General features: G+C 38.9%; 21 protein-coding genes and 1 tRNA gene. 5 read left to right on the top strand and 17 right to left on the bottom strand.

The features are described from left to right. Positions 1-3: 3 nt before the first annotated feature. The 8 genes from ACQCV8_RS15440 to ACQCV8_RS15405 all read right to left on the bottom strand — a co-directional run bounded on the left by ACQCV8_RS15440 (position 4) and on the right by ACQCV8_RS15405 (position 10,869). The gene (locus tag ACQCV8_RS15440; RefSeq protein ID WP_426845859.1) at positions 4-813 is read right to left on the bottom strand and encodes an HNH endonuclease; all 810 of its coding nucleotides are present in this window, start codon (positions 811-813) and stop codon (positions 4-6) included. A gap of 133 nt (positions 814-946) precedes the next feature. Continuing rightward, positions 947-1,780: an HNH endonuclease gene (locus ACQCV8_RS15435; protein ID WP_426845857.1), complete on the bottom strand. Its 834-nt coding sequence runs from the start codon at positions 1,778-1,780 to the stop codon at positions 947-949. Between the two features lie 59 nt (positions 1,781-1,839). Then, entirely contained in the window at positions 1,840-2,760 is a 921-nt protein-coding gene (locus tag ACQCV8_RS15430) for an endonuclease NucS domain-containing protein (RefSeq protein ID WP_426845855.1), read from the bottom strand. Positions 2,761-3,641: 881 nt separating this feature from the next. Next, a complete protein-coding gene (locus tag ACQCV8_RS15425; RefSeq protein ID WP_426845853.1) occupies positions 3,642-3,989 on the bottom strand; it encodes a hypothetical protein in 348 nt (115 codons plus the stop codon). 123 nt (positions 3,990-4,112) lie between these two features. Next, on the bottom strand, positions 4,113-6,842 hold the full coding sequence (locus ACQCV8_RS15420; protein WP_426845851.1) for an ATP-dependent DNA helicase: 2,730 nt from the start codon (positions 6,840-6,842) through the stop codon (positions 4,113-4,115). Between the two features lie 459 nt (positions 6,843-7,301). After that, positions 7,302-9,185 carry a DUF3732 domain-containing protein gene (locus tag ACQCV8_RS15415; protein WP_426845849.1) on the bottom strand — a complete coding sequence of 628 codons (1,884 nt, stop codon included), beginning with the start codon at positions 9,183-9,185 and terminating at the stop codon, positions 7,302-7,304. After that, the gene (locus ACQCV8_RS15410; RefSeq protein ID WP_426845847.1) at positions 9,182-9,646 is read right to left on the bottom strand and encodes a three component ABC system middle component; all 465 of its coding nucleotides are present in this window, start codon (positions 9,644-9,646) and stop codon (positions 9,182-9,184) included. The genes ACQCV8_RS15415 and ACQCV8_RS15410 overlap by 4 nt, the downstream gene beginning before the upstream one ends. Next, complete coding sequence (locus ACQCV8_RS15405) at positions 9,643-10,869, bottom strand: dsDNA nuclease domain-containing protein (RefSeq protein WP_426845845.1); 1,227 nt, start codon at positions 10,867-10,869, stop codon at positions 9,643-9,645. Before ACQCV8_RS15405 ends, ACQCV8_RS15410 begins: the two co-directional genes overlap by 4 nt. Positions 10,870-11,939: 1,070 nt before the next feature. Here ACQCV8_RS15405 and ACQCV8_RS15400 point away from each other — a divergent pair. Together ACQCV8_RS15400 and ACQCV8_RS15395 are read left to right on the top strand one after the other, a co-directional pair. After that, positions 11,940-13,316 carry a recombinase family protein gene (locus tag ACQCV8_RS15400; protein WP_426845843.1) on the top strand — a complete coding sequence of 459 codons (1,377 nt, stop codon included), beginning with the start codon at positions 11,940-11,942 and terminating at the stop codon, positions 13,314-13,316. Positions 13,317-13,463: 147 nt separating this feature from the next. Further along, complete coding sequence (locus ACQCV8_RS15395; RefSeq protein ID WP_426845841.1) at positions 13,464-14,225, top strand: tyrosine-type recombinase/integrase; 762 nt, start codon at positions 13,464-13,466, stop codon at positions 14,223-14,225. A gap of 82 nt (positions 14,226-14,307) precedes the next feature. On the opposite strand, the gene groL is transcribed toward ACQCV8_RS15395, so the two are convergent. Beyond that, on the bottom strand, positions 14,308-15,948 hold the full coding sequence (gene groL / locus ACQCV8_RS15390; protein WP_426845839.1) for a chaperonin GroEL: 1,641 nt from the start codon (positions 15,946-15,948) through the stop codon (positions 14,308-14,310). Positions 15,949-16,004: 56 nt separating this feature from the next. After that, positions 16,005-16,289, bottom strand: a complete 285-nt coding sequence (gene groES / locus ACQCV8_RS15385; RefSeq protein WP_426845837.1) for a co-chaperone GroES — start codon at positions 16,287-16,289, stop codon at positions 16,005-16,007. A 276-nt stretch (positions 16,290-16,565) separates the two neighbouring features. Here groES and ACQCV8_RS15380 point away from each other — a divergent pair, with 276 nt between their 5' ends. Then, entirely contained in the window at positions 16,566-17,282 is a 717-nt protein-coding gene (locus tag ACQCV8_RS15380) for a CPBP family intramembrane glutamic endopeptidase (protein WP_426845835.1), read from the top strand. Then, on the top strand, positions 17,279-17,482 hold the full coding sequence (locus ACQCV8_RS15375) for a YdiK family protein (protein WP_426845833.1): 204 nt from the start codon (positions 17,279-17,281) through the stop codon (positions 17,480-17,482). Before ACQCV8_RS15380 ends, ACQCV8_RS15375 begins: the two co-directional genes overlap by 4 nt. A 27-nt stretch (positions 17,483-17,509) precedes the next feature. On the opposite strand, the gene tatC is transcribed toward ACQCV8_RS15375, so the two are convergent. Together tatC and ACQCV8_RS15365 are read right to left on the bottom strand one after the other, a co-directional pair. Further along, complete coding sequence (gene tatC, locus ACQCV8_RS15370) at positions 17,510-18,268, bottom strand: twin-arginine translocase subunit TatC (RefSeq protein ID WP_426845831.1); 759 nt, start codon at positions 18,266-18,268, stop codon at positions 17,510-17,512. 16 nt (positions 18,269-18,284) lie between these two features. Further along, on the bottom strand, positions 18,285-18,932 hold the full coding sequence (locus tag ACQCV8_RS15365; protein WP_426845829.1) for a redox-sensing transcriptional repressor Rex: 648 nt from the start codon (positions 18,930-18,932) through the stop codon (positions 18,285-18,287). Between the two features lie 273 nt (positions 18,933-19,205). Here ACQCV8_RS15365 and ACQCV8_RS15360 point away from each other — a divergent pair, with 273 nt between their 5' ends. Next, entirely contained in the window at positions 19,206-21,131 is a 1,926-nt protein-coding gene (locus ACQCV8_RS15360; RefSeq protein WP_426845827.1) for an ABC-F family ATP-binding cassette domain-containing protein, read from the top strand. 246 nt (positions 21,132-21,377) lie between these two features. Here the strand turns inward: ACQCV8_RS15360 and tsaD are convergent, their stop codons facing one another. From tsaD to ACQCV8_RS15335, 5 genes are all read right to left on the bottom strand, one after another. Continuing rightward, complete coding sequence (gene tsaD, locus ACQCV8_RS15355; RefSeq protein ID WP_426845825.1) at positions 21,378-22,391, bottom strand: tRNA (adenosine(37)-N6)-threonylcarbamoyltransferase complex transferase subunit TsaD; 1,014 nt, start codon at positions 22,389-22,391, stop codon at positions 21,378-21,380. Then, positions 22,381-22,842, bottom strand: coding sequence for a ribosomal protein S18-alanine N-acetyltransferase (rimI, locus tag ACQCV8_RS15350; RefSeq protein ID WP_426845823.1), 462 nt, complete (start codon positions 22,840-22,842; stop codon positions 22,381-22,383). The genes tsaD and rimI overlap by 11 nt, the downstream gene beginning before the upstream one ends. A gap of 13 nt (positions 22,843-22,855) precedes the next feature. Further along, positions 22,856-23,548: a tRNA (adenosine(37)-N6)-threonylcarbamoyltransferase complex dimerization subunit type 1 TsaB gene (gene tsaB / locus ACQCV8_RS15345; protein ID WP_426845821.1), complete on the bottom strand. Its 693-nt coding sequence runs from the start codon at positions 23,546-23,548 to the stop codon at positions 22,856-22,858. Continuing rightward, positions 23,541-24,005, bottom strand: coding sequence for a tRNA (adenosine(37)-N6)-threonylcarbamoyltransferase complex ATPase subunit type 1 TsaE (tsaE, locus tag ACQCV8_RS15340; protein ID WP_426845819.1), 465 nt, complete (start codon positions 24,003-24,005; stop codon positions 23,541-23,543). The genes tsaB and tsaE overlap by 8 nt, the downstream gene beginning before the upstream one ends. Before the next feature lie 169 nt (positions 24,006-24,174). Continuing rightward, positions 24,175-24,251 (bottom strand) — tRNA-Asp (locus tag ACQCV8_RS15335). Positions 24,252-24,300: the final 49 nt, after the last annotated feature.

The raw sequence follows: 24,300 nt of genomic DNA, 5'->3' as shown, positions 1-24,300 counted from the left end.
TATCTATGGAACTTGTTGCACTACTATAGTGTCTTTTTTATTATTACATTTATTACAGAGAATTTGTAAATTAGACGAATCATTACTTCCGTGTAAAGCTAAAGGAACAATATGATCCATATCTGGATCAATTCCTAAGAACAAATCCCCAGATAAAGGATTACGACACAAAGTACATACACCCCTATCTCTGAAAAATATCCCTTTTTTTAACCATACCGGCCAATGCGAACGTTTAATAATGCCATGTGAGTTGATTTCATTCGGGTATAGTGAGTTTAGTTTTACTTTATCTGACTGTATGGCTTTTGCAATAACTTCATGAAAATCTTTCAAGAATGCTTTATTTAACATTAATACATGAAAAGCTGCATGAATCCTTTGTTGTGAATATTCATCAGATTTAGTTTTAAGCCACACAATATACCTCTGAAATTTCAGACAACTTCTACAATTTCCACAATGACCGCATTTTTCAATTTCAGCATAGTTAGGGTAATCTTTTTTATATGACTTACACCCAAGTTGATTTATTGTTGATTCCATAACATCAAATATACTTTGAAAATCAATTGGATCTACATTATTGAGAATATTATCAATCTCATCCTCTAACATACTTCTAATCCAATCTATGTATATGTGCAAGAGAGATTCTTTTTCTGGTTTGGTCAGTTTTTTAGCTATTTCATCTATTGAATCATCCCAAAACATATCAAATTCATCATTACCATCGTAAAAACATTGAATGACTAAATTTGCAAGAGAGATTGCGTCGTTATAGGAAAAAGGCTCATGTTTAACTGTTCTCAAATTCAAACACCTCAATACCCATAAAAAGCTCCTTATGTATCATAATTACATCCCTTCATCACATAGAGAATATAAAATAATCGCAAAACCTATGCTAGTTTTATTGAGAGGCCTTTATGGTAAGTTTTATACCTCAAGAATTTATAAATACATTTTCTTTATGCCACTTCATATATTCTTTTTGATCAGTATTTAAGGAAAGGCCTATATCTTTATTTACATTAAAAAATAGTTTTGTTTCTTCGGATAATTCAGATGATAAAATAATAAAGCCTCCTTCAGAAAACGTAATATACCCCTTATCAAATAGAAAATCATGGTTTGGACATAGCAATAGCCCATTATTTATATCCATTCTTTCAGCATCTGTTGATTTGCTCCAAGGTTTTATATGGCTTGCTATTAAAAATCTAATATCAGATACACCACATAAACTACATTTCTTTTGCATTACCACTAGAGCCGTTTTAAACGATGTTTGTCCAATCCTAGCTTTTATTAACTGATCTCTTTCTGTCTGATTTAATTGGATATTTTCTACATCTTTACTTTCCTCTTGTTTAAATTGTTGTATATATTTGTTAGCAGTATTTAACTTTGAATCATCATCTTTATTAGTGACACCTAAAAGGAATTTGTTTAGGTTCTTATTCAATTCATTTTCAGTATCTTTTACCCAAGGTTTCCCATTAGGTCTATCATGTTTATAATGTACCATAGTAACTTCTTTTCTATTAAAAGCATCAGGGTCTAACTTCAAGAGTGCTTCAAAAGCAGAATGTTTCGCTGCAGTTAATCCCTCTTCATATTCCTCAACAATAAGACTATGATTTTGAAGAATAATAACTTTGTAGTTGCTTATGCTAATTTTAAAAGTAAGGATATAGTATAGTGTTTCAGGCCCTCTTCCAAAAATATATTCTTTTCTTTTCACACCTTCATGGAATCTATCTATAAAAATAGCCATAATGTTTACTCCTTAATCACAATAAAAAGTTAATAAACTCGGACTTATAATTCTTTAAACTAGTCATTTATGTGAAGCCTCCAGCCATATGTTTGTACAGAAATGTTTTCTTTTTTTGCATCTAATAATTCATTTTCAAAGTATGGTAAAATCCCATCACAAATAATAATCCCTTTCACATCCGAATATCCTAATTCTTCTTTACATAACCTCATATAATGTTTGATTTGTTCTTTTGCTTCCCTGCCAATCTTTCCTTTTTTTATTTCAACCACAATGCTACAATTAGTGGAGGTATCATGTAAAAGTAGGTCTAACCTTGATTCATCAGAAAAAATATACTGTTGTTTTTCAATTGTTATATTCTTACCTCCGAGAATCTCAGGATTATTAGCAATAAACTTTTCAATATCTCTCTCAAGAACCTGATATACTTCTTCTGTAGATAATGTTGTATTTGTTAATCTACCAGCTTTTTCATTTTCATGAATTAAACTAATTAATAGATTTACATCTTGTTGATTTAATTCTTTCCATGTACGTAGTGCTGATGATATAGCGGCTAATTGTGTTTGGTCTGGATTTAAATTTGCCTTTCTCGATAACTGACTTAATAAGCCCTTTGTTATTTCAAGTGGAACGTCTAATACTTTTGATCGTAATGGATTTCCAAAAACAACTGTTTCGTTAATACCTAATTGGTCTGAACTCTTTTGTAAATGGTGGTTATTATATTTTCCCATGATTAGAGGGTCTTTAATTGCCTTTCTTACTAAATGAACTTCTTCCACTAAGTAATAAGCAGTTATATACCTCTTATCATATATACTCTTATGAAAAAATAAAAAATTTCCCTTTTTTAGACTTAAAAGCTTTTCCCCATTTACTTTTAAATCACCATATGTAAACTCATGTAACATTGGATCTTCATGACCACTATTTTTATCAGCATCCTTATAACCTATTAAGAAACTTGGCAAAGTTTACTCCCCCTTTACTAGAAGAAAATACTTCAGTTAATAGAAATTTTTTAGTTTTCTATTTAATTTTAACATAGAAAATAGGAGGATTTTACCAACAATTTGATAGTTCATCATATTAAGGAAGACTGCAAAAATGGAACGCTACTCCTGTTATCCCATTGTGGTAATATAATGTTCGAGATCATATGAAGGCCTAGAATAGCAGGTAAATAAAAATTTGACTCAGCAGCATAGTTTAGGAAATATGTATACGTGCTTCTTGCCGATGCCGGGGTATCACTCAAATAAATGATGAACAGACTCTGTCATAATGACGACCAAATCACAAAATATTCTATCTTCATATCACTGAAAACATAAAAAATAAGCTTCTCGTAAGTTTAATAAACTTACGAGAAGCCTCTTTTAATATTACATTATGTTAGCATTTTGTTAGTAATTACTAGAAAAGCTTATATATCAAGGGGGAGCAGCTATCACAACCTGCCGCCGGTAGGTTGCTAGAGTGTAATATTGTAAACATAGAGTGCAGAAGGTGCGGTAAATCAACGTTTTGGGTGTTCTTGGCTGTAACATCTTTTAATGGAGATTTACCGTTTTTTATAGGATTGCGTTAGCATAATGTTAGCATTTTTAAGTACATTACCTATTACCTCGGTTTACACAACACACATTTATATAGTGTATGAAGGCAATACATGAGTGCTAGTAGGTTTACTCTCAAAAGCTTTTTAATTCATTCTCTAAAGATTTACTAAAAGTACCCTCTTTAATTATTGACTATACCTCACACTTGTTTTTCTTACGAGTGCTGCAAATGTTTGTAAGGCTAACCACTATATCATATCGCTCTATTTTTTTCCATTAGTAATCCTCAACTAGTAATTAGTCTTTCTAATAGCTTCAAACAATTTAGCTGAGGTTAATTTACTTAATTCTGAATTACCCGCTAGTGCAGTCCTCGCGTATTTGTGAACAAATACATCCGCATCATAAGCATCAAATCCCTTTTCCATAATTAAGTAATGATACAATTCTCGACAAGGAGACAGCATAAATTTCTCATTTTGGAGGGCATTCATTGCTTCTTTTCGGCCAATATCACATACCTTCATCAAAATGCGCAAAATTTCATCTTCCTTGACCTTAGTTTCATTTAATGCGGCAGTCACAAGTTTGATCTCATTATTTCTTTTTTGACGTTCTTCTAAAGAACCTAGATTCATGTTCAAATTCCCTCCAGCAATTAACCGCGTGATTTAATTCAAGAAGTTCAGAGATGTCATACGTTTTTGGTAACTACTATAACACCTTTAGCAGTTAAAACAGGAACAATTAGTTCTACAGAGTCATAATTGGTTGCCTCGCTTCAACAACTGTATGTCTTTATTGTTGTTTTTCAGTTTTATGCTACCCAAAACCTTTTGCTCAACCTCCGGTGTCCAGTAGATTTTGAGCTTATTTCTCGCACGGGTGATAGCTGTGTAGAAGATATTATGTGTTATAAGTTCATCAATCTCAGCTGTTATGACGATTTTAACAGAATTGTACTCCAAGCCTTGTGCCTTGTGGATGGATACGGCATATGCAACTTGGAATGGAACAACTGATTTTGAAGAGCCGTCATCATCTTCATCCGTACTTTTAAGTTTGTTGACACAAAATCGTATAACAGAGTGACCGCATTCTAAGTTATCCAATAACTCAAAATCTTGACCAAAGGCATCTACACCGTTGATAACCATTTCAAGTTCGATATCAAACTGTATGCGTTCTGTGGGCTTTTCAATATCAAGAATTTCTATCCCTACTATCCTTCCCTTCATGTTGTTATAAATTAGGGGCGCAAAACGGTCGGATTCATTGAATAAAATTGGATCGTTGACCTTATATTGTTGAATTCCCCAAGACACCGGAACGTTTGGATTACTTTCTTGTAAAAAACGATTAATGTTATTTATTCCGTACAGCCCGTCATAATTAAGACATAGAATTATTTCATTTGCTTCAGCAGGGGCAAAAATTGAAACGTCTAACGTGTTGGAATACCCCTGCCGTGTAATAAGTTCAAGAATGGTATCATCCATCTTACGCACTCTGTCCCATAATGAAAGCAATCCTTGGTTATTGCTCCTGTAAGGCTTTTTTAATTCAAATACTGTTGTTTCTGGAACAAACATACGAGCAACGTTAAACCAGTTGCCAAATCGGATAGATGCTATTTGATATGAGTCACCAACCATAACCAAAAGCTTGTATGTAGCTTTGATAAAAATATCTCTCATATCACGATTGTTCACCGTACTGGACTCATCTATTATTAGCACGTCATAATCAGTAATCATGCTCTTCCTTTTTAGGAATTTTGTAATCGTTGAAAATGTGCAATTTGAAGCTGTTACTCGTCGTTTCAAATTATCGACAGCAGGATTGGTTTGTGCTAAAAACAGTTTTTTCTTATCGGCAAAGAAATGTGCTAAGTGGTTTATGAGCGTAGACTTCCCCGTGCCGGCCGAGCCGTAAATTAAAGCCACCCGTGAGCTTTCAAACATTCGGGTTAAAGCCTCTTTTTTCTCGTCGCAGTCAACACCGTGGTTAGGTTCGCTCAACCACGCCTTTACCGAGTTTGAATAGTTCTGAACTCCGCTTTTTGCCAGATCCTCAAGTTGGTTAATAATGAAACGGGTATCGTTTTTATAACCATTTATAAAGATGTGACCAGCTTCAATCACTAACTTGCTGCTTTCAAAATGACCGTGCCATAATGTGGAGTTATAAATTCTTACGAGTTCTGCTATATCATCGAACCCAGTGATATCCTTTATGGGTGTAAAAAGTTGTCCTTTAATTTCGGTGTTGTTCCTAACCAGACGTGCAAGTATTTCGTGTTGTCGTTCTGCAGGATCAATACAAGCGAACAAATCCCCTAGTCTAGGGTTATGTCCTAACGGTGAGGAATTAAAGGGCATTCTGTCGAACGGGATACTACCGTTTTTCACATAAAGCCCGGACAAATTATTGTTTGCAAGGCTGTGATGCTGATTCTTAATTATTTTATTATTCATATGGTAAAGTAAATAACGTAGTAGATTTTTACCCGCCCTATTTTCATTCATTATTGCACGACACCGCTCTAAATCTTCGAAGAACACAACCATCTTGGTTCGTTGTGTCGCTTGTTGCTTTATCTTTTGAAATTCCGTATCGGGAAAATCAACGAGTTCCGTTAGATTAAATCCAGTTGATGTTAAAAATAGTGAGATTCCTTGTTGTTCAGCATATCGGGTCGTAACGGCCGTTCCCCTAATGAGACTTGAGAAATTCTTAAACTCACAATCTCGAATTGCGACTTCCCAACCTACGATAACAATGATAGGCATAGTCTTGCCTAGGATTTCAATACTGTCGTGGGCAAGGGCAAACTTGACAGCATAGTTCTCGGTTATTTCCATACTTGTAAAGGCTATAACCCGATTAAACTTGCTCGCATAATCATTTGCGGGTGTGAAAGTTACTTCATAGTAAACCCGTTGACCGATAAAGAATGGCTTAACTTTTTGGATATAGTATTTATCGGATTTTCCAACGCTCTGCATATTATAGCGTTTTATCTTAGCTGCAATTTTTTCATAGTACTCCTGCATGTTTGAATCAATGTTCATCGGAAACTTGTCAAGATTGCCAAGAACGGCTAAGGAAAACCTATCATACATGAGGTTTTTGATTTTCAAAAGGTATTCATAATATTTTAGCATTAACCGCTCTGAGTTTTCCTCGTCAAGAGTATAGTGTGATGCTACGATTTGCAAATAGTCATGAAACCGCCTCAGTACTTTTAATTTGCCCTGTGTTCTTACAAAGTCAATTGCTGTGCAGATATTATCATAGTCGTTATCTATGTCTTGGCCATTAGCGTAGAACTTTAGCATTATATGCTCAACAAAGTTACGTAGTTGAGACAGGATGTCCTGCGAAACTACTCCTCTTGGCGAAGTGGCAAGGTTGTCTATGTGACGGCAAATTACCTTGTTTATATTAAGAATCTGTGCGTCTATTCGTAAAAGTGATACACTAGACATTTTGCACCTCCAGTAAAGTCAATACTAATTCATCATTGTTATATAAAGAATCTAGAGAGAATTTTACAATTTTACTCGTACTCTGTTATTTGCTTTTCAATAAACCTACTTCGACAAAATTTGTTAAAATCCTCCAAAAAATAATGTACTTTATGGTCAAATCACGAAAAGAGTTTATCTCCATGTTACTCAGGAAATTAAAAAAGAAGCCTCCCAATAGTAATAACTAATAAGAAGCTTCCTATATTATTTTATGTTAGCATTTTAGGTAACAAATCATCTCATAGCCCTTATATATCAAGGAGTTGACCGCTCATCACATCAGTTACCCGTAAGCTTTGAGAGTTTAACATCGATTATGAATCATTATATAAATCCCACATAAACGTTACGTGATCTAGAATAATTAGCGATTCAAATAATTAATCTCTCTTTAAACCTTAATACCAATTTTAAATATTACTTTATATTCTCTTTATTTATTAAATAATTACCATTTCTAAATTCTTCAACTAAATGTACACACTCTAGCCCCTGTTCTTCCCAGATTTCTGGAGGGATATGTTCAACTATTATCATTTGAAAAGAATCTCCTCTATTTAAGGCTTTTCTCATAAAATAATTTAAAACTCTAAAAGCAATAGATATCTTTTCTCTATCCGTACCTTTTAGCTCTTGTCCCTCTTTGGGTTTACCATCTTCATAATATGGACGACTAGGTTGATCTAGAAAAAGGAAATTTGGTACAAACGGGGATTTAGCTTGTAAGAACAAATCATGTAACCCAAGGAATAAGCATATATGTAAAAATAAATCATTTGAGCTACTTCCAACAGTATCAATTATATTAGGTGTCTTAGGCTCTCTTAATTTAAGAGTTTTATCAGAGTAATTAAATACCGCTCTATATCCAGCATAGTTTCCCAGAGCATCTTTACTCTCATCTAAATATTCCTGTATCAACTCTTCTAGCCAAGTTAAAATTGAACTCTTTCTATCTTCATGGGAAGTTAAACCCACGCTAAGAGCTTCGATATCTTCATCAATTAAATTTATCTCATTACTATAGTCTATCACTGACGTTCTATCTTTAAACAAATCCACCTTTGCTTTTATTTCACCTAAAGTTACTAATCTATCAAAATTACTATTCAACTCATATGAAAGTTCAAGTGGATTATTAAATAAACTCAACTTCCTACCAACTTCTTTAAGTTGTTCTTCATACTCTTTGATTTCTTCGTTAACCTTTATAGATATTGGGGACTTCTTACTTACTTTTTCTTTTATTCTCCTTAACTGATTATCCAATTGCCCAATGAACCTGTTTGTAATCTCATCTGATATTAATTCGGATTGATTGTTCTTCACAAACTCAATTGGCTTTAAGCTGTCGTAATTTTTATTTAATAAACTTTTATATTCAGCGTATTCTTTATTAAAAGATTTTAAGTTTTTAACCTTTCGTTTCAGACTTACTTGCTGCTTAAGAAGATTATCGTATTCACTAGTTTCATAGTCTTCTTTATATATTAAGGCATTAATCGGATTTTCTAAGACTTTCTTAAGTTCGTCATAAGCTTTCTTATAGTCACTAATATTTTCGTCTATTAGTGAGTATTCTTTTGCTTTTCTCACCAATTCAGATATCTCTTCATTAAATAAGTCTACTTCCAATTCCATAGAATTTTGTTTTCGTTCTAATCTTCTTTTATTCCTTTCTAGCTCCGATATTTTTTCTCTAACTAATGTCTCCTCAATATTATCTATAGTCAGTGCCATATCAAATATTCTATCTAATGCCTCCGCATATTTCGGAATAGATTGTTTCGGAAAATAAACTTCATCATTTATAATAATATTTTGTGTTTGAGCAACAAATAACAAAAAATACCTAAAAGAAACTTTACTTCCCTTCTTTATAACTTTGCCACCATATGGCACCTTTACATTATTATCTATAGAAAACTCTGATTCTATTATTTTCCTTAAATCTTTACTCCTTATATTATCTTCAGGTTCCTGAGGGATAACCCCCTCCCCTGAAAAATAAAAAAGTTTAGATGCATCTTTTGTAGCAAGAAATGAATTACGCCCAATAGTGTACATCTTTCCATTTATCTCAATTCTAATGCCGTACCAAGATACACTTTCACCAATTGTCTTTTCTGGTATGTTAAATTTATCGGAATTCAACATACAATAATCAACAATTGACCAAATAGCTGTCTTTCCCGTTCCACTATCTCCGGTTATCACATTAATTTTATTCTCTTTAAATATTAAGTTTCTTAAGGTCCCGTTTTCACACCATAATAAAATGTTCCTAATATTAAAATTCATAGTTCCACCCTCAACTGTAAGTATAGATAACTTTCACTAGCGTCTAATATGTTTCTCATGTTGTAAGACGACTTGTAGATCTTCATTCCTCTTTTACCTAGCTTCTTCACATTAAAATCTATTTCTTTTAGTTTAGATATATATCCATCCTCTATTTTTATATGGTTCATTTTTTCTAACAAATATAAACAATTCAAACTTATAGGTAACATGCTAGAAAATCTATTATTAAAATTTGTAAGAAATTGATATTTATCAACTACTAGTTGATCTATACTTTTAATCTTTACGTTACCTTTTTGAAGATAATTCATCGTTGGATCATGAAGGATGAGGGGGAGTATCAACATAGCTTTTGAAATAGAGATTTTTTCTGATAGTTTTAATATAGAAATCATAGCTACTATACCAATAATTTCGTTATTATAAGAATAATAACTATTACTATTCGCATTCTTCATTTATACTTATCCTCCCACTCTACTTTCCAACCAACTAACTTTTTATTAGATAGATTGTAGTAATTACCATTACACATATCAGCAGTAAGATTTGTTCCATCTATCTGCAGGTCTATTTCTCTAACATCATCCAGACAATCCAAGGCTGCATCAATAAGCTCTTGCTCTTGTTGGGGATTTTTATTATTTCGGTCAATATTTCTAGTTTTTCTATGCTTCCTTTTATGGATACGGTGCCAACGTGTAAAACTATCCTCTATAAAGTTTTTCTGGTCTATTTCAGTCAAATCTCCATCTACAAGCCACTGGTTCATATTATTTACCAACTTTAGCATTTGGTTATTATATCTAACCATTTCAGAATAATCATCTGTACTTATATCATTAATTTCTATTAATTCTTGAATAAATGGTAGATCCTTTAATTCATTGACATCATCAATAAATGTATCAATATCCCTCTGTGGCAATGTGGTTTTTCTATAGTTCTCAAAACAGCCTTCAAGTTTTCTATTGACTTCATCCTTAGATATTAATATCTTATTATTCCTTTTTACGACATCATATTTCCATAATCGTGTATTCCCCTCAATACATATTAAGACATCGTTTACCCGTTCATCAGAAATAAAATGATCTTTAATTTCATTTTTTATCTTTTCTATTATGTCTTCAATAGCTAAATCAAACTTCAACTTCCTGAAAAATACGGATAATAATTCTCTTCCAAATTTAATTACATTTCTAATTTTTTCTTTAAGTTCTTCATTACTTGTCTTGTTAATAAGTTCCTCCACATATAAAAGTAATGCATCGTAAGAAATTTTATTATCATTGAACTTCCTTAAATTAGTTAAGAATAAATTCCGTGTACTATCATTCTTGTTAGTAGCAATAACAAATGAAGTCTTAGACAAATAACTCTTCGGCTCTTTCTTTTCTCCTATTAAAGTTACCCAATTGCTAAGCGTTTTCCATAAGTCAATATCTAATTCTGTTAAATTTTTAGCTTTGCCTTCTACATTAACTTTAAGAGTATGCTTCACTTGAATAAGTTCTATAGTCCCATCAATATTTTCAATATGAACGTCGTCTTTCACCTCATAACCAATACTTTCATCTCTCTTTAGTGTTAATAACCGGTATAGAAAATAGTAATGTTGATATTCAAAGCCTACTGAAGTTTTATCCGCAGCCCCTATTTCTTCTCTTTTTTTAACCATATTTGCCAAATCACTCCTTACAAGTCTATAAGTACGGGAACTCTTCTAATATGTAGATTACTCATAAATCCAATAAATTGTTTTATTAGGAAATCTTCTAACCATCCTTAATATTCTGTTTAGGTCCAATATTTTTTTGTAAATATATTCTATTTTATCATTTCTTTTAATGTAATTGTAAGTTGCAGATTCATAGTGCTAGAAAGCACTACGAAATAGGCTGAGGTAGATACTTAAATAACGTTTCTTAATTCTGAACTTAATATATTTCCTTAAATATGTATTAAACGGTTTGAAGAAGACATAATAAAAATGTTAGCGCAATTTGTATGTCTTAGACGAAGAGGTATTTTTTAATAACCCCTTCGTCTTTTTCTGTTCACATTAATTTATCTACTGAAAATATCGGAAATCAGCTTAATAAATATCTTCAAAATATCTAACACCTAACAATAGTTCTTTTTACCTATAAGAATATTAATTTCTTAAAGGTAAGATGATTAACGCTTGAGGCCAAGAGCAATTAATTCTATATAGAAAGGAGGACTCCCTAGTGGAGAACAAGGAAATCACTAGTACTAATTGGCATAAAGAATGCCTTGTTCACTGTGAAGAGGTTGGAATCTCAAAATCTATCATAAATGTGTTCATCCACTTACAGGAACAAAAGCATGAACAAGATCATAAAAAAACTTCAAATTCCCGGATATGAAACAAAAATGATAATTGTACCTCGGAAGAATGCAGGGTTTAGTACTGAAAAGGTGCCGGCTGGTATTCAGTTATCACTTGATATAGAACTGGAATCAACTAAGCAAATTTCGAAGAAGTAAAGTATAAACCATTCCCCTCGCGTCAATGCTTATTAGCAAATACTTGATGGGAGGGGAAGCTATGAACGAGAAGTATCGTGTCGTAAAAGTCAGTTACTCTGAGGAACTATCATCAGACTCGGAGCTATGGTTCAAACGTTTTATTGAGAATGCGTTGTTGGACCATATTACCAGAGATGATTATAGACTTCGGGCTTTATTGATTAGTAAAAAATAATAATAGAAAGGGAAATAAAAATGGATGATTACAATTTAATTGCAAAATATGGTCGGGTAAGTTCCGCTGCACAAGGTCTTGAACTGCAGCTATCTGCAGCGAAAAAATACCTTGAATCAAAAGGTCTAAATGGAAATGAGGACTTTGTGATTGAGCTAACCGATCATGACGTTTCAGCTACAAAGCTGAAAATGAAGGATAGACTAAAGTTAATGGAGTTACTCCGCTTAATACAAGAAGAAAAAGTTAAAAAGGTAATTGTATATAAGCGAGATCGCTTGGCTAGAAACTTTTATGAATTCGTTGATATCACGCGGATTTTTATTAAATATAACGTAGAAGTTATTTATACAGCGAGTAATGAACCACCATTCCGTAACAAGTTAGCACTAGAAGCGTTTTATGGAATGTTTGGGCAGATGGAAGGCGAAAATATTCGAACTCGTATCAGTGATACTCGCAAACAATATCCTTCCAGTATCTTTGGTTATAAGCGGATGAAAGAAGAGAAACAGGTGTATTATGTCGTAAATGAAGAAAAGCGCGATTCCATTGTTTCGTTATTTACCGATTTTAATAAGGTTAAAGACGAAGAGGAATTCTTTCATTTCCTAATGAAACGTCGTAAGGGGTTAAACCAAACAGATAAACTACTGCGAATATTAACAAATGCATTTTACGCTGCACATTACGAATCGAAAAATGGGTTGCAACCACTAGCGCATATTGAACCTATAGTTAGTCTGGAACTTTATTTGGCGGTGAAAGCTCAGATAGGTGAATTTCTAGCTATCTATAAAGAAAGGCTTATTGAGGTTAGTAACCTTTTCATTACAACGCCAAAGTGTGGCAAATGCGGAAAAGACATGAAACTTCGTCAGCAAAATGCACTTGATGAAGGTTACTTCATATGTAGTACTAACCATAAAAGACAGATGATTACGGTTGAGGAATTGAACACATCCCTTAAACAAGCAGTTCTCGAACGTTTACAGTCTATTCCGACACAGCTAGCCCATAAAATTTTGACCAAACACATATCTTCGGCAAAGAAACGATTGGTGCACGAAAAGGATATCGCCACATCTGAATATTTGGATACTTCACTTGCGCTATGTACACTTGGGAACAAATCTACTATTCAAAAACACATGGACCGTATTCAAGTAATAAAGGACAAGGCCAATAAGTTAGGTCAAGATTTAACTGCTCTGCAGATACTAAGTAACGAGATTAAAAGTCTAAATACAATTTTTTCACAGGAACAATTAAGTCTGTCGGAACAAGACGTGCAACGGTTAATAGAGTTGCTTGTTCATGAAGTCATTGTTCACGAAACTTATATTGGTATTGATTTATTCCTATCAACTTTTGTAAAGGAATTGGAAACTTCATGAGTAAAACAAAATCAACAAGCTATAGACGTTATTCAGACAAAAAACAAGACGGAAATCATTCTCTGGAAATTCAAAAAAGCCAGATACTACTCTTGGCTGATAGAGAAAATCTTGAGATTATAGCATGGCGCACAGACAAGGCCCAGGATGATTTTCCGAAAAGCGTTGGAGTTAGAACTCATTAAGAAAGACCCAACAAAATTTGCTTATCTCAAAAAAGATAAGAAAACCCTCGAGCAAATGGAAGAAGAGGAACTTCCAAAATATTTGGAAAAGGAAGAACTTGCGTTATTTTTGAAAACTGCTAAGGATTATGGTTTGGAACATGATTATTTGGCATTTCTCATTCTGTCCTATTCAGGTATTCGAGCAGGGGAGTTAATCGCACTCAAGTGGAAGGATATTGATTTTGTTAATCACACCATCAGCATCACAAAAACATGTTATAATCCAAGCAACAATGCGATGAAATATCAACTTGGTACTCCAAAGACGAGAAAATCGAGAAGAAAAATCATTGTAGATGAAGATGTCATCGATGCTTTGAAGGAACATAGAAAGGTTCAAGACGAGGTAATCGAACGATTAGAGGATTCTTACTATAACCAAGATTTTATATTCGCCAAAATGCAACGACAGTATGGTTATCCAATCGTGATTAAGAACGTTAGAGATCGAATGAAAAGGCTGCTTAAAATTGCCGGCCTTAATGAAGATTTAACACCGCACAGTCTTAGGCACACTCACACTTCGTTGCTTGCCAAAGCGCGTGTATCACTCGAACAAATTATGGACCGTCTCGGTCATACAGACGATCAAATCACAAAAAATGTGTACCTCCACGTCACCCAAGAAATGAAAAAAGAAGCCTCTCAAAAGTTCGGTGAACTAATGAGAAGCCTCCGTTAAAAACCTCAATGTTAGCAAAATGTTAGCATTTCTCTCTAACCTTACTCAAGAACCCACTCATATCAAGGGTTTGAGGGCAATATTACATCATGCCGCCCATTCCACCCATTCCGCCCATGCCGCCCATGTCAGGCATGCCGGCGCCGCCGCCTTCTTCTGGCATGTCGGCTACTACCGCTTCAGTAGTGAGGAACATTGCTGCGACAGATGCAGCGTTTTGAAGTGCGGAGCGTGTTACTTTTGTCGGGTCAACGATTCCTGCTTCGACCATGTTTACCCATTGGCCTGTTGCAGCATTGAATCCAACTCCGATTTCTTCGTTTTTCAGGCGCTCAACGATGACAGATCCTTCAAGGCCTGCGTTGTGAGCGATTTGGCGTACTGGCTCTTCCAGAGCGCGAAGCACGATGTTGATTCCTGTTGCTGCATCGCCTTCTGCTTCAAGAGAAGCTACTTTGTTGTATACGTTCACGAGGGCTGTACCACCGCCGGATACGATTCCTTCTTCTACTGCTGCGCGCGTAGAGTTCAGGGCGTCTTCGATGCGGAGTTTGCGCTCTTTTAGTTCTGTTTCAGTAGCGGCACCAACTTTGATCACGGCTACGCCGCCAGCAAGTTTAGCAAGACGCTCTTGAAGCTTTTCTTTGTCGAACTCAGAAGTTGTTTCTTCTAATTGAGCTCGGATTTGGTTTACGCGGCCTGCGATTTTGTCTGTTTCGCCTGCTCCTTCAACCACAGTTGTGTTTTCTTTCGTAACGACAACTTTGGATGCGCGTCCAAGCTGAGTGATGTTCGCAGATTTAAGGTCAAGACCAAGATCTTCTGTGATCACTTCTCCGCCAGTCAGGATGGCAAGGTCTTCAAGCATAGCTTTACGGCGGTCACCGAAGCCAGGAGCTTTAACCGCTACTGCATTGAATGTTCCGCGAAGCTTGTTCACAACAAGTGTTGCAAGTGCTTCCCCTTCAACATCCTCTGCCACAAGCAATAGAGATTTGCCTTGCTGAACCACTTGCTCAAGAACAGGAAGGATTTCCTGGATGTTTGTGATCTTTTTATCTGTGATCAGGATGTAAGGATTCTCAAGAACCGCTTCCATCTTATCTGAATCAGTTACCATGTATGGTGAAGCGTAGCCGCGGTCGAATTGCATACCTTCTACCACTTCAAGCTCAGTCGTGAACCCTTTGGATTCTTCGATTGTGATAACGCCGTCGTTTCCAACGCGCTCCATTGCTTCAGCAATTAGTTGTCCAACTTCTTCGTCAGCAGAAGAGATGGATGCTACTTGAGCGATGGACTCTTTGCCTTCGATTGGCTTGGAAATCGCTTGAAGCTCAAGAATTGCAGATTTTACTGCTTTTTCGATTCCTTTGCGGACGCCCATAGGGTTTGCGCCGGCTGTTACGTTTTTCAGGCCTTCGCGGATCATTGCCTGTGCAAGAACCGTTGCCGTAGTTGTACCGTCACCTGCTACGTCGTTTGTTTTGCTTGCTACTTCAGCTACAAGCTTTGCTCCCATGTTTTCGAAAGCATCTTCAAGCTCGATTTCTTTCGCGATTGTCACACCATCGTTTGTGATAAGCGGAGAACCGAATTTCTTTTCAAGAACGACGTTGCGTCCTTTTGGTCCCAATGTTACTTTTACGGCATTCGCAAGCGCGTCCACACCGCGAAGCATGGAACGGCGAGCTTCTTCGCTGAATTTAATTTCTTTAGCCATGAAAAATACCTCCTTGGAATTGTTTATCGTTTTATTTTTTTATCCGGTTGGATCGATTAGCCGATAACCGCTAAAATGTCGCTCTCACGAAGGATCAGGTATTCTGTACCTTCATATTTAACTTCAGTTCCAGCATATTTTGAGAAGATGATGCGATCGCCCGCAGCTACTTCAAGAGCAACCTTCTCGCCATTGTCCAGCGTGCGTCCTGTACCAGCAGCTACAACTTTTCCTTCTTGCGGTTTTTCCTTCGCAGAATCAGGCAATACGATGCCGCTTGCTGTTTTTTCCTCAGATTCAACCAATTCAATAATTACACGATCACCTAGTGGCTTTAACAAGTGAAACACCCTCCTCATTTTCATATGTAAATTTAATTTATTAGCACTCGTTTATGTTGAGTGCTAACACACAAGTCTATATTATATAAACTTTTTCCGAATTTCAAGTGAAAACCATTTAATTTTTGTTCGACGAAATTCAACAATTGAAAACGCACTCAGTCAGGTCTGTCAGGAGTGATGGGAAGCTGGATATGGTACAATTGTTATTAGCGTATCATTAGCCGCACTCAGGAATAGGCTATAAGCAAGTGCGGATCCTAAAGGAGCTTAGACGTGAAGAAACATTACTGGTACATTTTGCTTACATATGTCGTTATGCAGTTTTCCATTTTCGCCGGTGCCCCGCTTCTCTTAAGCCTGGGGGTTGAACGGAACCAGGTGATCGGCTACTGGAACATCATCAGCTTTGCCGCCGGTCTCGCCATTGTTCTTTTCCTTTTGAGAAAGGATAAAGGAGAAACGGACTTAAGGGGAACTCCGGCTTCTGCTTCTTCGTCCGCAGCCTGGGCTGTCGGAGGAATTTTTCTGGCGTTTCTTGCCCAGGTTATCGCAGCAAATATTGAATCCCAGCTGCTCGGCATTAAGCCGGGATCAGAGAATACGCAGCAGATCATGGAGATTGTGAGACTGACACCCCTTATGGTATTTGTCGTCTCCATTGCAGGGCCGATTCTCGAGGAAATCATTTTCCGAAAAATCATTTTCGGAACCATTTACAAACGGACCAACTTTATCCTTGCAGCTGTCATCAGCTCTGTCATCTTTGCAGTGGTCCACCAGGATCCTGCCCACATTCTGCTTTATACGGCAATGGGTCTGACCTTTGCGTTTTTGTACGTTAAGACAAAGCGGATTATCGTTCCGATTATCGCCCACGTATTTATGAACACACTTGTGGTCATCATTCAGTATGTATATAGTGATGATATTGAAAGAATGCTGAAGGAAGCAGAGCAATTGCAAAGCATTATTGGAGGAACCTTCTTATGAAAGCACGTCCCTGGGCTCTTGCCCTCTTTTATTTAGCCATGGGCATTCTGTTTACGTACCTTGCGATTAATAGTGCGTCAAACGGATTGTATTCCTTTTCTACCGTGATCCTCATGATCATTGCGACCTTTGATTTCGCGGTAGCTATCCGGATGTTTCTGTTTGGCAGTAAGCTGAAAAGAGAGATCCAAAGGAAATAACCTATCCCGTCCGGATAGGTTATTTTTTTATTCCGAAAGCTGTTCCTTCGCCTCTTCCTCCATCTGGATGAGCTGCGACTTCCGATACGCTCTCTGTGAAACGATGATGCTGATTTCATATAAAAGAACAAGCGGCAGCAGCACGATCATTTGTGACAGGATCTCAGGCGGTGTAATGAACCCGGCGACCACAAGCAAAAGGAAGTACGCGTATTTACGGACTTTCCTTAAAAACAGCGGGGTGACGATGCCAAGCCTTGTCAGGAACATAATGACGACAGGCAGCTGGAAGAGCAGTCCGAAAGGCAAGGTCAGCTCCAGCAGGAATTGAAAGTACTCATTGATGCCGATGACCTGATTGATGCCCATATCGGCCGACAATTCAGTCATAAACCGGATGACAAACGGAAATAGAACGAAATAGGAAAATGCCAGTCCCGCTAAAAATAAGAGGACGCTAAGCGGGATGTAGCTTAATGTCGCATTTCGCTCTCTTTCATATAAGCCAGGGCTGATAAACGACCAAAGCTGAAACAAAATCAGCGGGGAGATGAGAACAAACGCAATAATAAAGGCAAATTTCATATAAAGCAGCAGCGGGTCTGAAATCCTGAACGCGTTCAAGGTCAGGTTCTTCGCCTCTTCTGTCTGCTGCAGAAATAAAATGAGGGGCTTGGCCAGAAAAAAGCCGGCGGCCAGCGCGATGATAAAAAAGATGACTATGAAGATGATCCGTTTCCGTAGCTCTTCTATGTGCTCATAAACCGTCATTTCCCGTTCGTTCATGGGACCATCCATCCTTTTACACAGATGTCTCGCTTGGATAATGCTTTAAGAAGTAAACAAGAGATTGCAGCTCCACTGCCAAATCGATATGATGAATCCGAATATTGTCCGGCACGTTCAGTCTTGCTGGTGTAAAATTTAGAATCCCTTTGACCCCTATTGAAATCAGCCTGTCTGTGATCGACTGCGCAGCCGGTGCTGGAACGGTAAGAATTGCTACCGGTGCTCCTTCAGGAAGACGCTCCTCCAGATCATCCAGATGGAAGATCGGCACTTCTCCGACCTGAGTCCCAATTTTCTCTTCATCCACGTCAAAAGCCGCGAAGATTTCTGTGTTGTTGTTTTTTGAAAAATTATAGTGCAAAAATGCCGTTCCGAGGTTCCCGACCCCAATCAAAATGACCTTCGTCAGCTCATCCTGATCCAGCGTTTTCCGAAAAAAGGAAAGCAAATAGTCCACGTTGTATCCATAGCCTTTTTTTCCAAGAGCCCCGAAGTAGGAGAAATCCCTGCGGATCGTGGCAGAGTCCACCTTTACAGCGTCGCTCAATTCTGCTGATGACACTCTCTGCTTTCCGGAAGAATGAAGGTTTTTTAAGAAACGGTAATAAAGCGGCAGACGTTTCGCGGTCGCCTGCGGTATTTTGGATTGGTCAATGTTCATGTATGGTTCCCTCACATTCCTTGATGCAAATCTACAGGCATTCGCCTCTTATTCTATATAGTTATATCTTCTATTTTTACGTTAGCGCTTCCAATTCCATTTCCTGCATAAATGCGAAGAAGACGGTATAGATGGCATCCTACCCAAACTATACACTATTTTTCTAAAATTGTCTTTTGGCGGATACCAGGAATTTGCCATAAAAGAGACGGCAAGGTTGCCCGCATTCGGCAGTTGAGCTACACTGAAAGGAGTATATATGAGGTGAAAAGTATGATTCTACTGCAAGTTCAGCAGCTCACAAAATCTTTTGGAGCTGAACCGATATTATCCAATATTAAGCTTGAAGTTCAGACACGGGACCGGATAGCGCTTGTTGGAAGAAACGGAGCAGGCAAATCGACGCTCCTGAAAATCATTTCCGGCCAGCTTTCGTATGATTCCGGGGAGCTGATAAAGCCGAAGGATCTGACCATCGGCTATCTAGCCCAGAATACAGGACTTGAGTCCTCCCGTTCGATATGGGATGAAATGCTGACAGTGTTCAGCGAATTTCAAAAGATGGAAAAGAAAATGCGCAGCATGGAAGCCGATATGGCAGAGATTGATCCCGCAAGTCCCCAGTTCAGCCAGACAATGAAGGAATATGACCGCCTTCAAACCGACTTTAAGGAACAGGGCGGCTACCAATACGAAGCGGATATCCGATCCATCCTCCATGGTCTCGGTTTTGGGGATTTTGACCAATCCATCTCCATCTCCACTTTAAGCGGCGGCCAGAAGACCCGTCTCGCGCTCGGGAAGCTTCTTCTGACGAGTCCGGATCTGCTGATTCTCGATGAGCCGACCAACCATCTGGATATCGCTACCCTCTCATGGCTTGAGCAATACTTGCAGGGCTATAAGGGAGCCGTGCTGATCGTCTCGCATGACCGGTACTTCCTGGACAAGGTTGTCAATCAGGTATACGAAATTTCACGGCATCAATCAGCCAAATTTCACGGAAATTACTCCGCCTACCTTCAGCAAAAGGCCGAGAACTATGAACGGGATATGAAAGCCTATGAAAAACAGCAGGACGAAGCCGCAAAATTGAGGGAATTTGTTCAGCGGAACCTGGCAAGAGCTTCAACAACAAAACGGGCTCAAAGCCGCCGCAAGCAGCTGGAAAAGATGGATATGATGGACAGGCCCCAAGGCGACGAAAAATCTGCCGTATTCCGGTTTGATATTGATAAGCAGAGCGGGAACGATGTCCTTAAAGTGGATGGGCTGACCGTCTCCTATGACGGCAAAGCACCTGCTATCTCCAATATCACATTCGCAGCAGACCGCGGCGACAGCTTAGCCCTTGTCGGACCGAACGGGATCGGCAAATCCACCCTGCTTAAAACAATCGTCGGCAAGCTAAAGGCGATGGAGGGCGACATCCGTTACGGCTCCAGTTTAAAGATCAGCTATTATGACCAGGAGCAGGCCGAGCTGACCTCGAATAAACGGGTCCTGAATGAGCTTTGGGATGAATATCCGCTAAAGCCTGAAAAAGAAATCCGGACTGTTCTCGGAAACTTCCTCTTCAGCGGGGACGACGTTCTTAAACCGGTGTCTGCTTTAAGCGGGGGAGAAAAAGCACGGCTTGCCCTTGCAAAACTGATGATGGAAAAAGCCAATTTGCTTATCCTGGATGAGCCGACAAACCATTTGGATCTGGACAGCAAAGAAGTGCTGGAAAATGCCCTTGTGGATTACCCCGGCACCATTTTGTTCGTCTCACATGACCGGTATTTCATCAACCGCATTGCTACAAAGGTGTGTGAGCTCTCCCGGGATGGGCTGGAAATGTTCCTCGGTGATTACGATTATTACCTGGCCAAAAAACAGGAACAGGAGGAGCTCGCAGCTCTGGAACAGCAGGAAAAAACTGCGCTCTCCCCAGCAAAGGAACAAAAGGAAACGAAGCTTTCGTACCAGCAGGAAAAAGAATTGAAAAAGCTTGAACGGCAGCGTTCAAGAAGAATTGAAGAAATTGAATCCGCAATTTTCAGCTTTGAAGAAAAAATCGAAGAAAACGAGCAGCTGCTCGCCGATCCCGATTATTATCAGGATCACGAAAAGCTGCAGGAAATCAACCGGAAAAATGAAGAATACCGGCTTTTGGTTGCCAACTTGATGGACGAGTGGGAACAGCTTCAGGAATAGAAGGAAAAAGGACAGCGTTCAAGCTGTTCTTTTTTTATCCACAGCTTCAGCACTTATTTTTCAAGCTCCCAGCTCTATTATCCACACTATCCACAAATAACCCTCATTTTATCCACATTTTCCACAGTCCAAAGCCCCTTATTTTGCAAGGTTTGGAATTCTATCAACAGGTTTGTGGATAAACCTGTTGATAACCTGTAAAAAAAAGAACCTTCGCCATTTATACACAGCAAAGATTCTGTCGTTCTATAGTTCCAGCCCCGGATTAGCATTCATACCCATATGGCCTCGAACTCCTTTTTGATAGAGCATATCCCCTGCAGCGCCAATCATCGCGGCATTATCTGTACATAAGGATAATGGAGGAATCACAAGCTCTATGTCTGAACGCTCCTCAAAACGGACTGACAATGCCTGTCGCAGCCCTTTATTTGCAGCTACTCCTCCTGCAAGCACCACCTGCCCGATTCCATACTCGATAGCCGCGCGGAAGGTTTTTTCCACCAGAACATCGATGACGCTCTGCTGGAAGCTTGCCGCAAGATCTCTCGCTTCAATGATCTGGCCTTTTTGCCTGGCATTATGAAGCGTATTAATGACGGCAGACTTAAGCCCGCTGAAGCTGAAATGATAGGAGCCTTCCTCAAGCCATGCACGCGGCAGGTCAATGACCGGTTCTCCTTCCTGGGCAAGCCGGTCAATGTGAGGCCCCCCCGGGTATGGCAGCTGCAGGGTCCGGGCTACTTTGTCATAGGCTTCTCCCGCTGCATCATCCAGTGTCTCGCCAATTACTTCAAATGAGCCGTGCTCTTTCATATAGACAAGCTCGGTATGTCCCCCGGATACAACCAGCGCAAGCAATGGGAATTTCAGCTCGGAAATGAGCTGGTTGGCGTAAATATGGCCTGCGATATGGTGAACGCCGACCAAGGGGATTTGGTGGGCAAAAGCGAGAGCCTTCGCTGCATTAACCCCAATCAGCAGGGCTCCTACTAAACCAGGTCCTTCTGTTACCGCAATCGCGGTCAAATCCTTAAACTCAAGCTTAGCCTGCTGCATCGCTTCTTCAAGAACCAGCGTAATTTGCTCTACATGGTGCCTGGACGCAATCTCAGGTACAACTCCGCCAAAACGCTTATGCGATTCGATTTGAGAGGCGACTACATTGGACACAATTTCCGTTCCATTTTTAATAATGGCCGCTGCTGTTTCATCACAGCTCGTTTCAATGGCCAGAATATACCGATCCTTACACTCCATTTAACATCACCCACATCACTAATGCATCTTCTAAATTATCTGTATAATACTGCTTCCTGATCCCGCCTGGCCTAAACCCAAGCTTTTTATACAGCTCCTGGGCTGGGTAGTTGGACAGCCTTACTTCAAGCGAGAGCTGGCGGGCTCCCCTCTTTTTTGCTTCTTTCATCGCCTTTTTAAGCAAAGTTTCTCCAAACCCGTTTCCTCTATACTCCGGAAGGATGGCGATATTGGTGATTTGGGCCTCATCTACAATGAGCCAGATTCCGCAATAGCCGATTACCTTATGATCATGCTCAGCGACAAGGTAGGTGGCAAACAGGTTATGGGCCACTTCATTATAAAAGGACTCTTTATTCCAGGGCGTTGCAAAGGACTTCGTTTCAATTTCATATACAGAATCGATATCCTCGACCCTCATGGCCCTGATTTTCAACTCGCTTTTCCCCACGTTCTCCACCAACTTATTTTTGCTCTTCAAGCCACTTAGATTCTGCTTCGGCGAGCCTCGTATAGTTTGGCACAGCGGTGTGCACAGAGGTTTGCTCCTTTTGAAGACCGATTCTTGCAAGCTCTGAAGGCCTAGGACTGTTTTGAACCAGATCGGCTCTAACAGCAAGACTGCCCAGCTTCTCCTCAATCATTTCCCAATGCATGTGAACATCGTGCCCTATGAATAGCACTTTTTTATTTGTCTCTTTCAGCCCTTCAAGCCAATCCGCCAGAAGCACGTTCTGATCATCAGCACTGCTGAGCAGGACCCCATCGTTCCAGGTGTATAGTCCGGTATACACCCTGCCTCTTCTTGCATCAAACAGCGGACAAATCAGTCCGTCAAAATAACGGCCGCCGGCTGCGAGGCACTCCAGGCTTGAAACAGTATAAAGAGGAATCGATAAGGACCAGGCCAAAGTTTTGGCAATGGTTACACCGATTCTGACTCCTGTGTAAGAGCCGGGACCCACTGCGGCCACGATGCTGTCCAAGTCGGAGGGCTTGATGCCGCAATCCTTCAGAAGCTGTTCGACCGCGGGCATGGCTCGGACAGAGTGATTCTTTTTTAAATGCGTAATAAATTCTCCTGTCACGTTTCCGTTCGTGAGCAGGGCGAGACCAAGCGTATCATTGGACGTATCAATCGCTAATACTTTATTCATTCTCAAAAAGCTCCCTGCATAAATCAATGTATTTAGAACCATGCGGCTGGAAGCGAAGCAATCTTGCTTCGTCTCCGCTGCGGAAAAGGGCAATCTCAAGCCTTTCCATTGGCAGCTGGTCCTGAATTAAATGAGCCCATTCGACAACTGTTACTCCATTCCCTTCAAAGTACTCTTCGAATCCTAATGCTTCGCTTTCTTCATCTAAACGGTAAACATCCATATGATAAAGCGATAGCCGTCCGCCGTGGTATTCTTTCATGATGGTAAATGTAGGGCTGTTCACGATTTTTTGAATATCAAGGCCCTTGGCAAGACCTTTCGTAAAGGTCGTTTTCCCCGCACCTAAATCCCCCTCAAGGGTCAGCACCTCGCCGCCCTTCAGCAACCTGGCAAGTTTTTCAGAAAGAGCTTGTGTAGCTTGAGCAGATTCAGAACTGATGTCAAAACCATTCATTTTAATCACCTATATTTCGCAATTAATTAACGTTTTTCGTTCTTGTATCATTATTAACAGTTTAGCGCACTCCATTCGTTTATCCAAGTGCACGGATTCAACTTCACATACTCAAATTTTAGACACAAAAAAAACGAAACATCGCGTTTCGTTGTCTTTTAAAAGATCATGGCGGTCCGGACGGGACTCGAACCCGCGACCTCCTGCGTGACAGGCAGGCATTCTAACCAACTGAACTACCGGACCATTTTGGTTGCGGGGACAGGATTTGAACCTGCGACCTTCGGGTTATGAG

Source organism: Metabacillus sp. 84, from assembly GCF_050107715.1.
Classification (GTDB): domain Bacteria; phylum Bacillota; class Bacilli; order Bacillales; family Bacillaceae; genus Metabacillus_B.
Note: the sequence above shows the minus strand (reverse complement) of the source record. Positions and strands in the feature narration are given on the sequence as shown.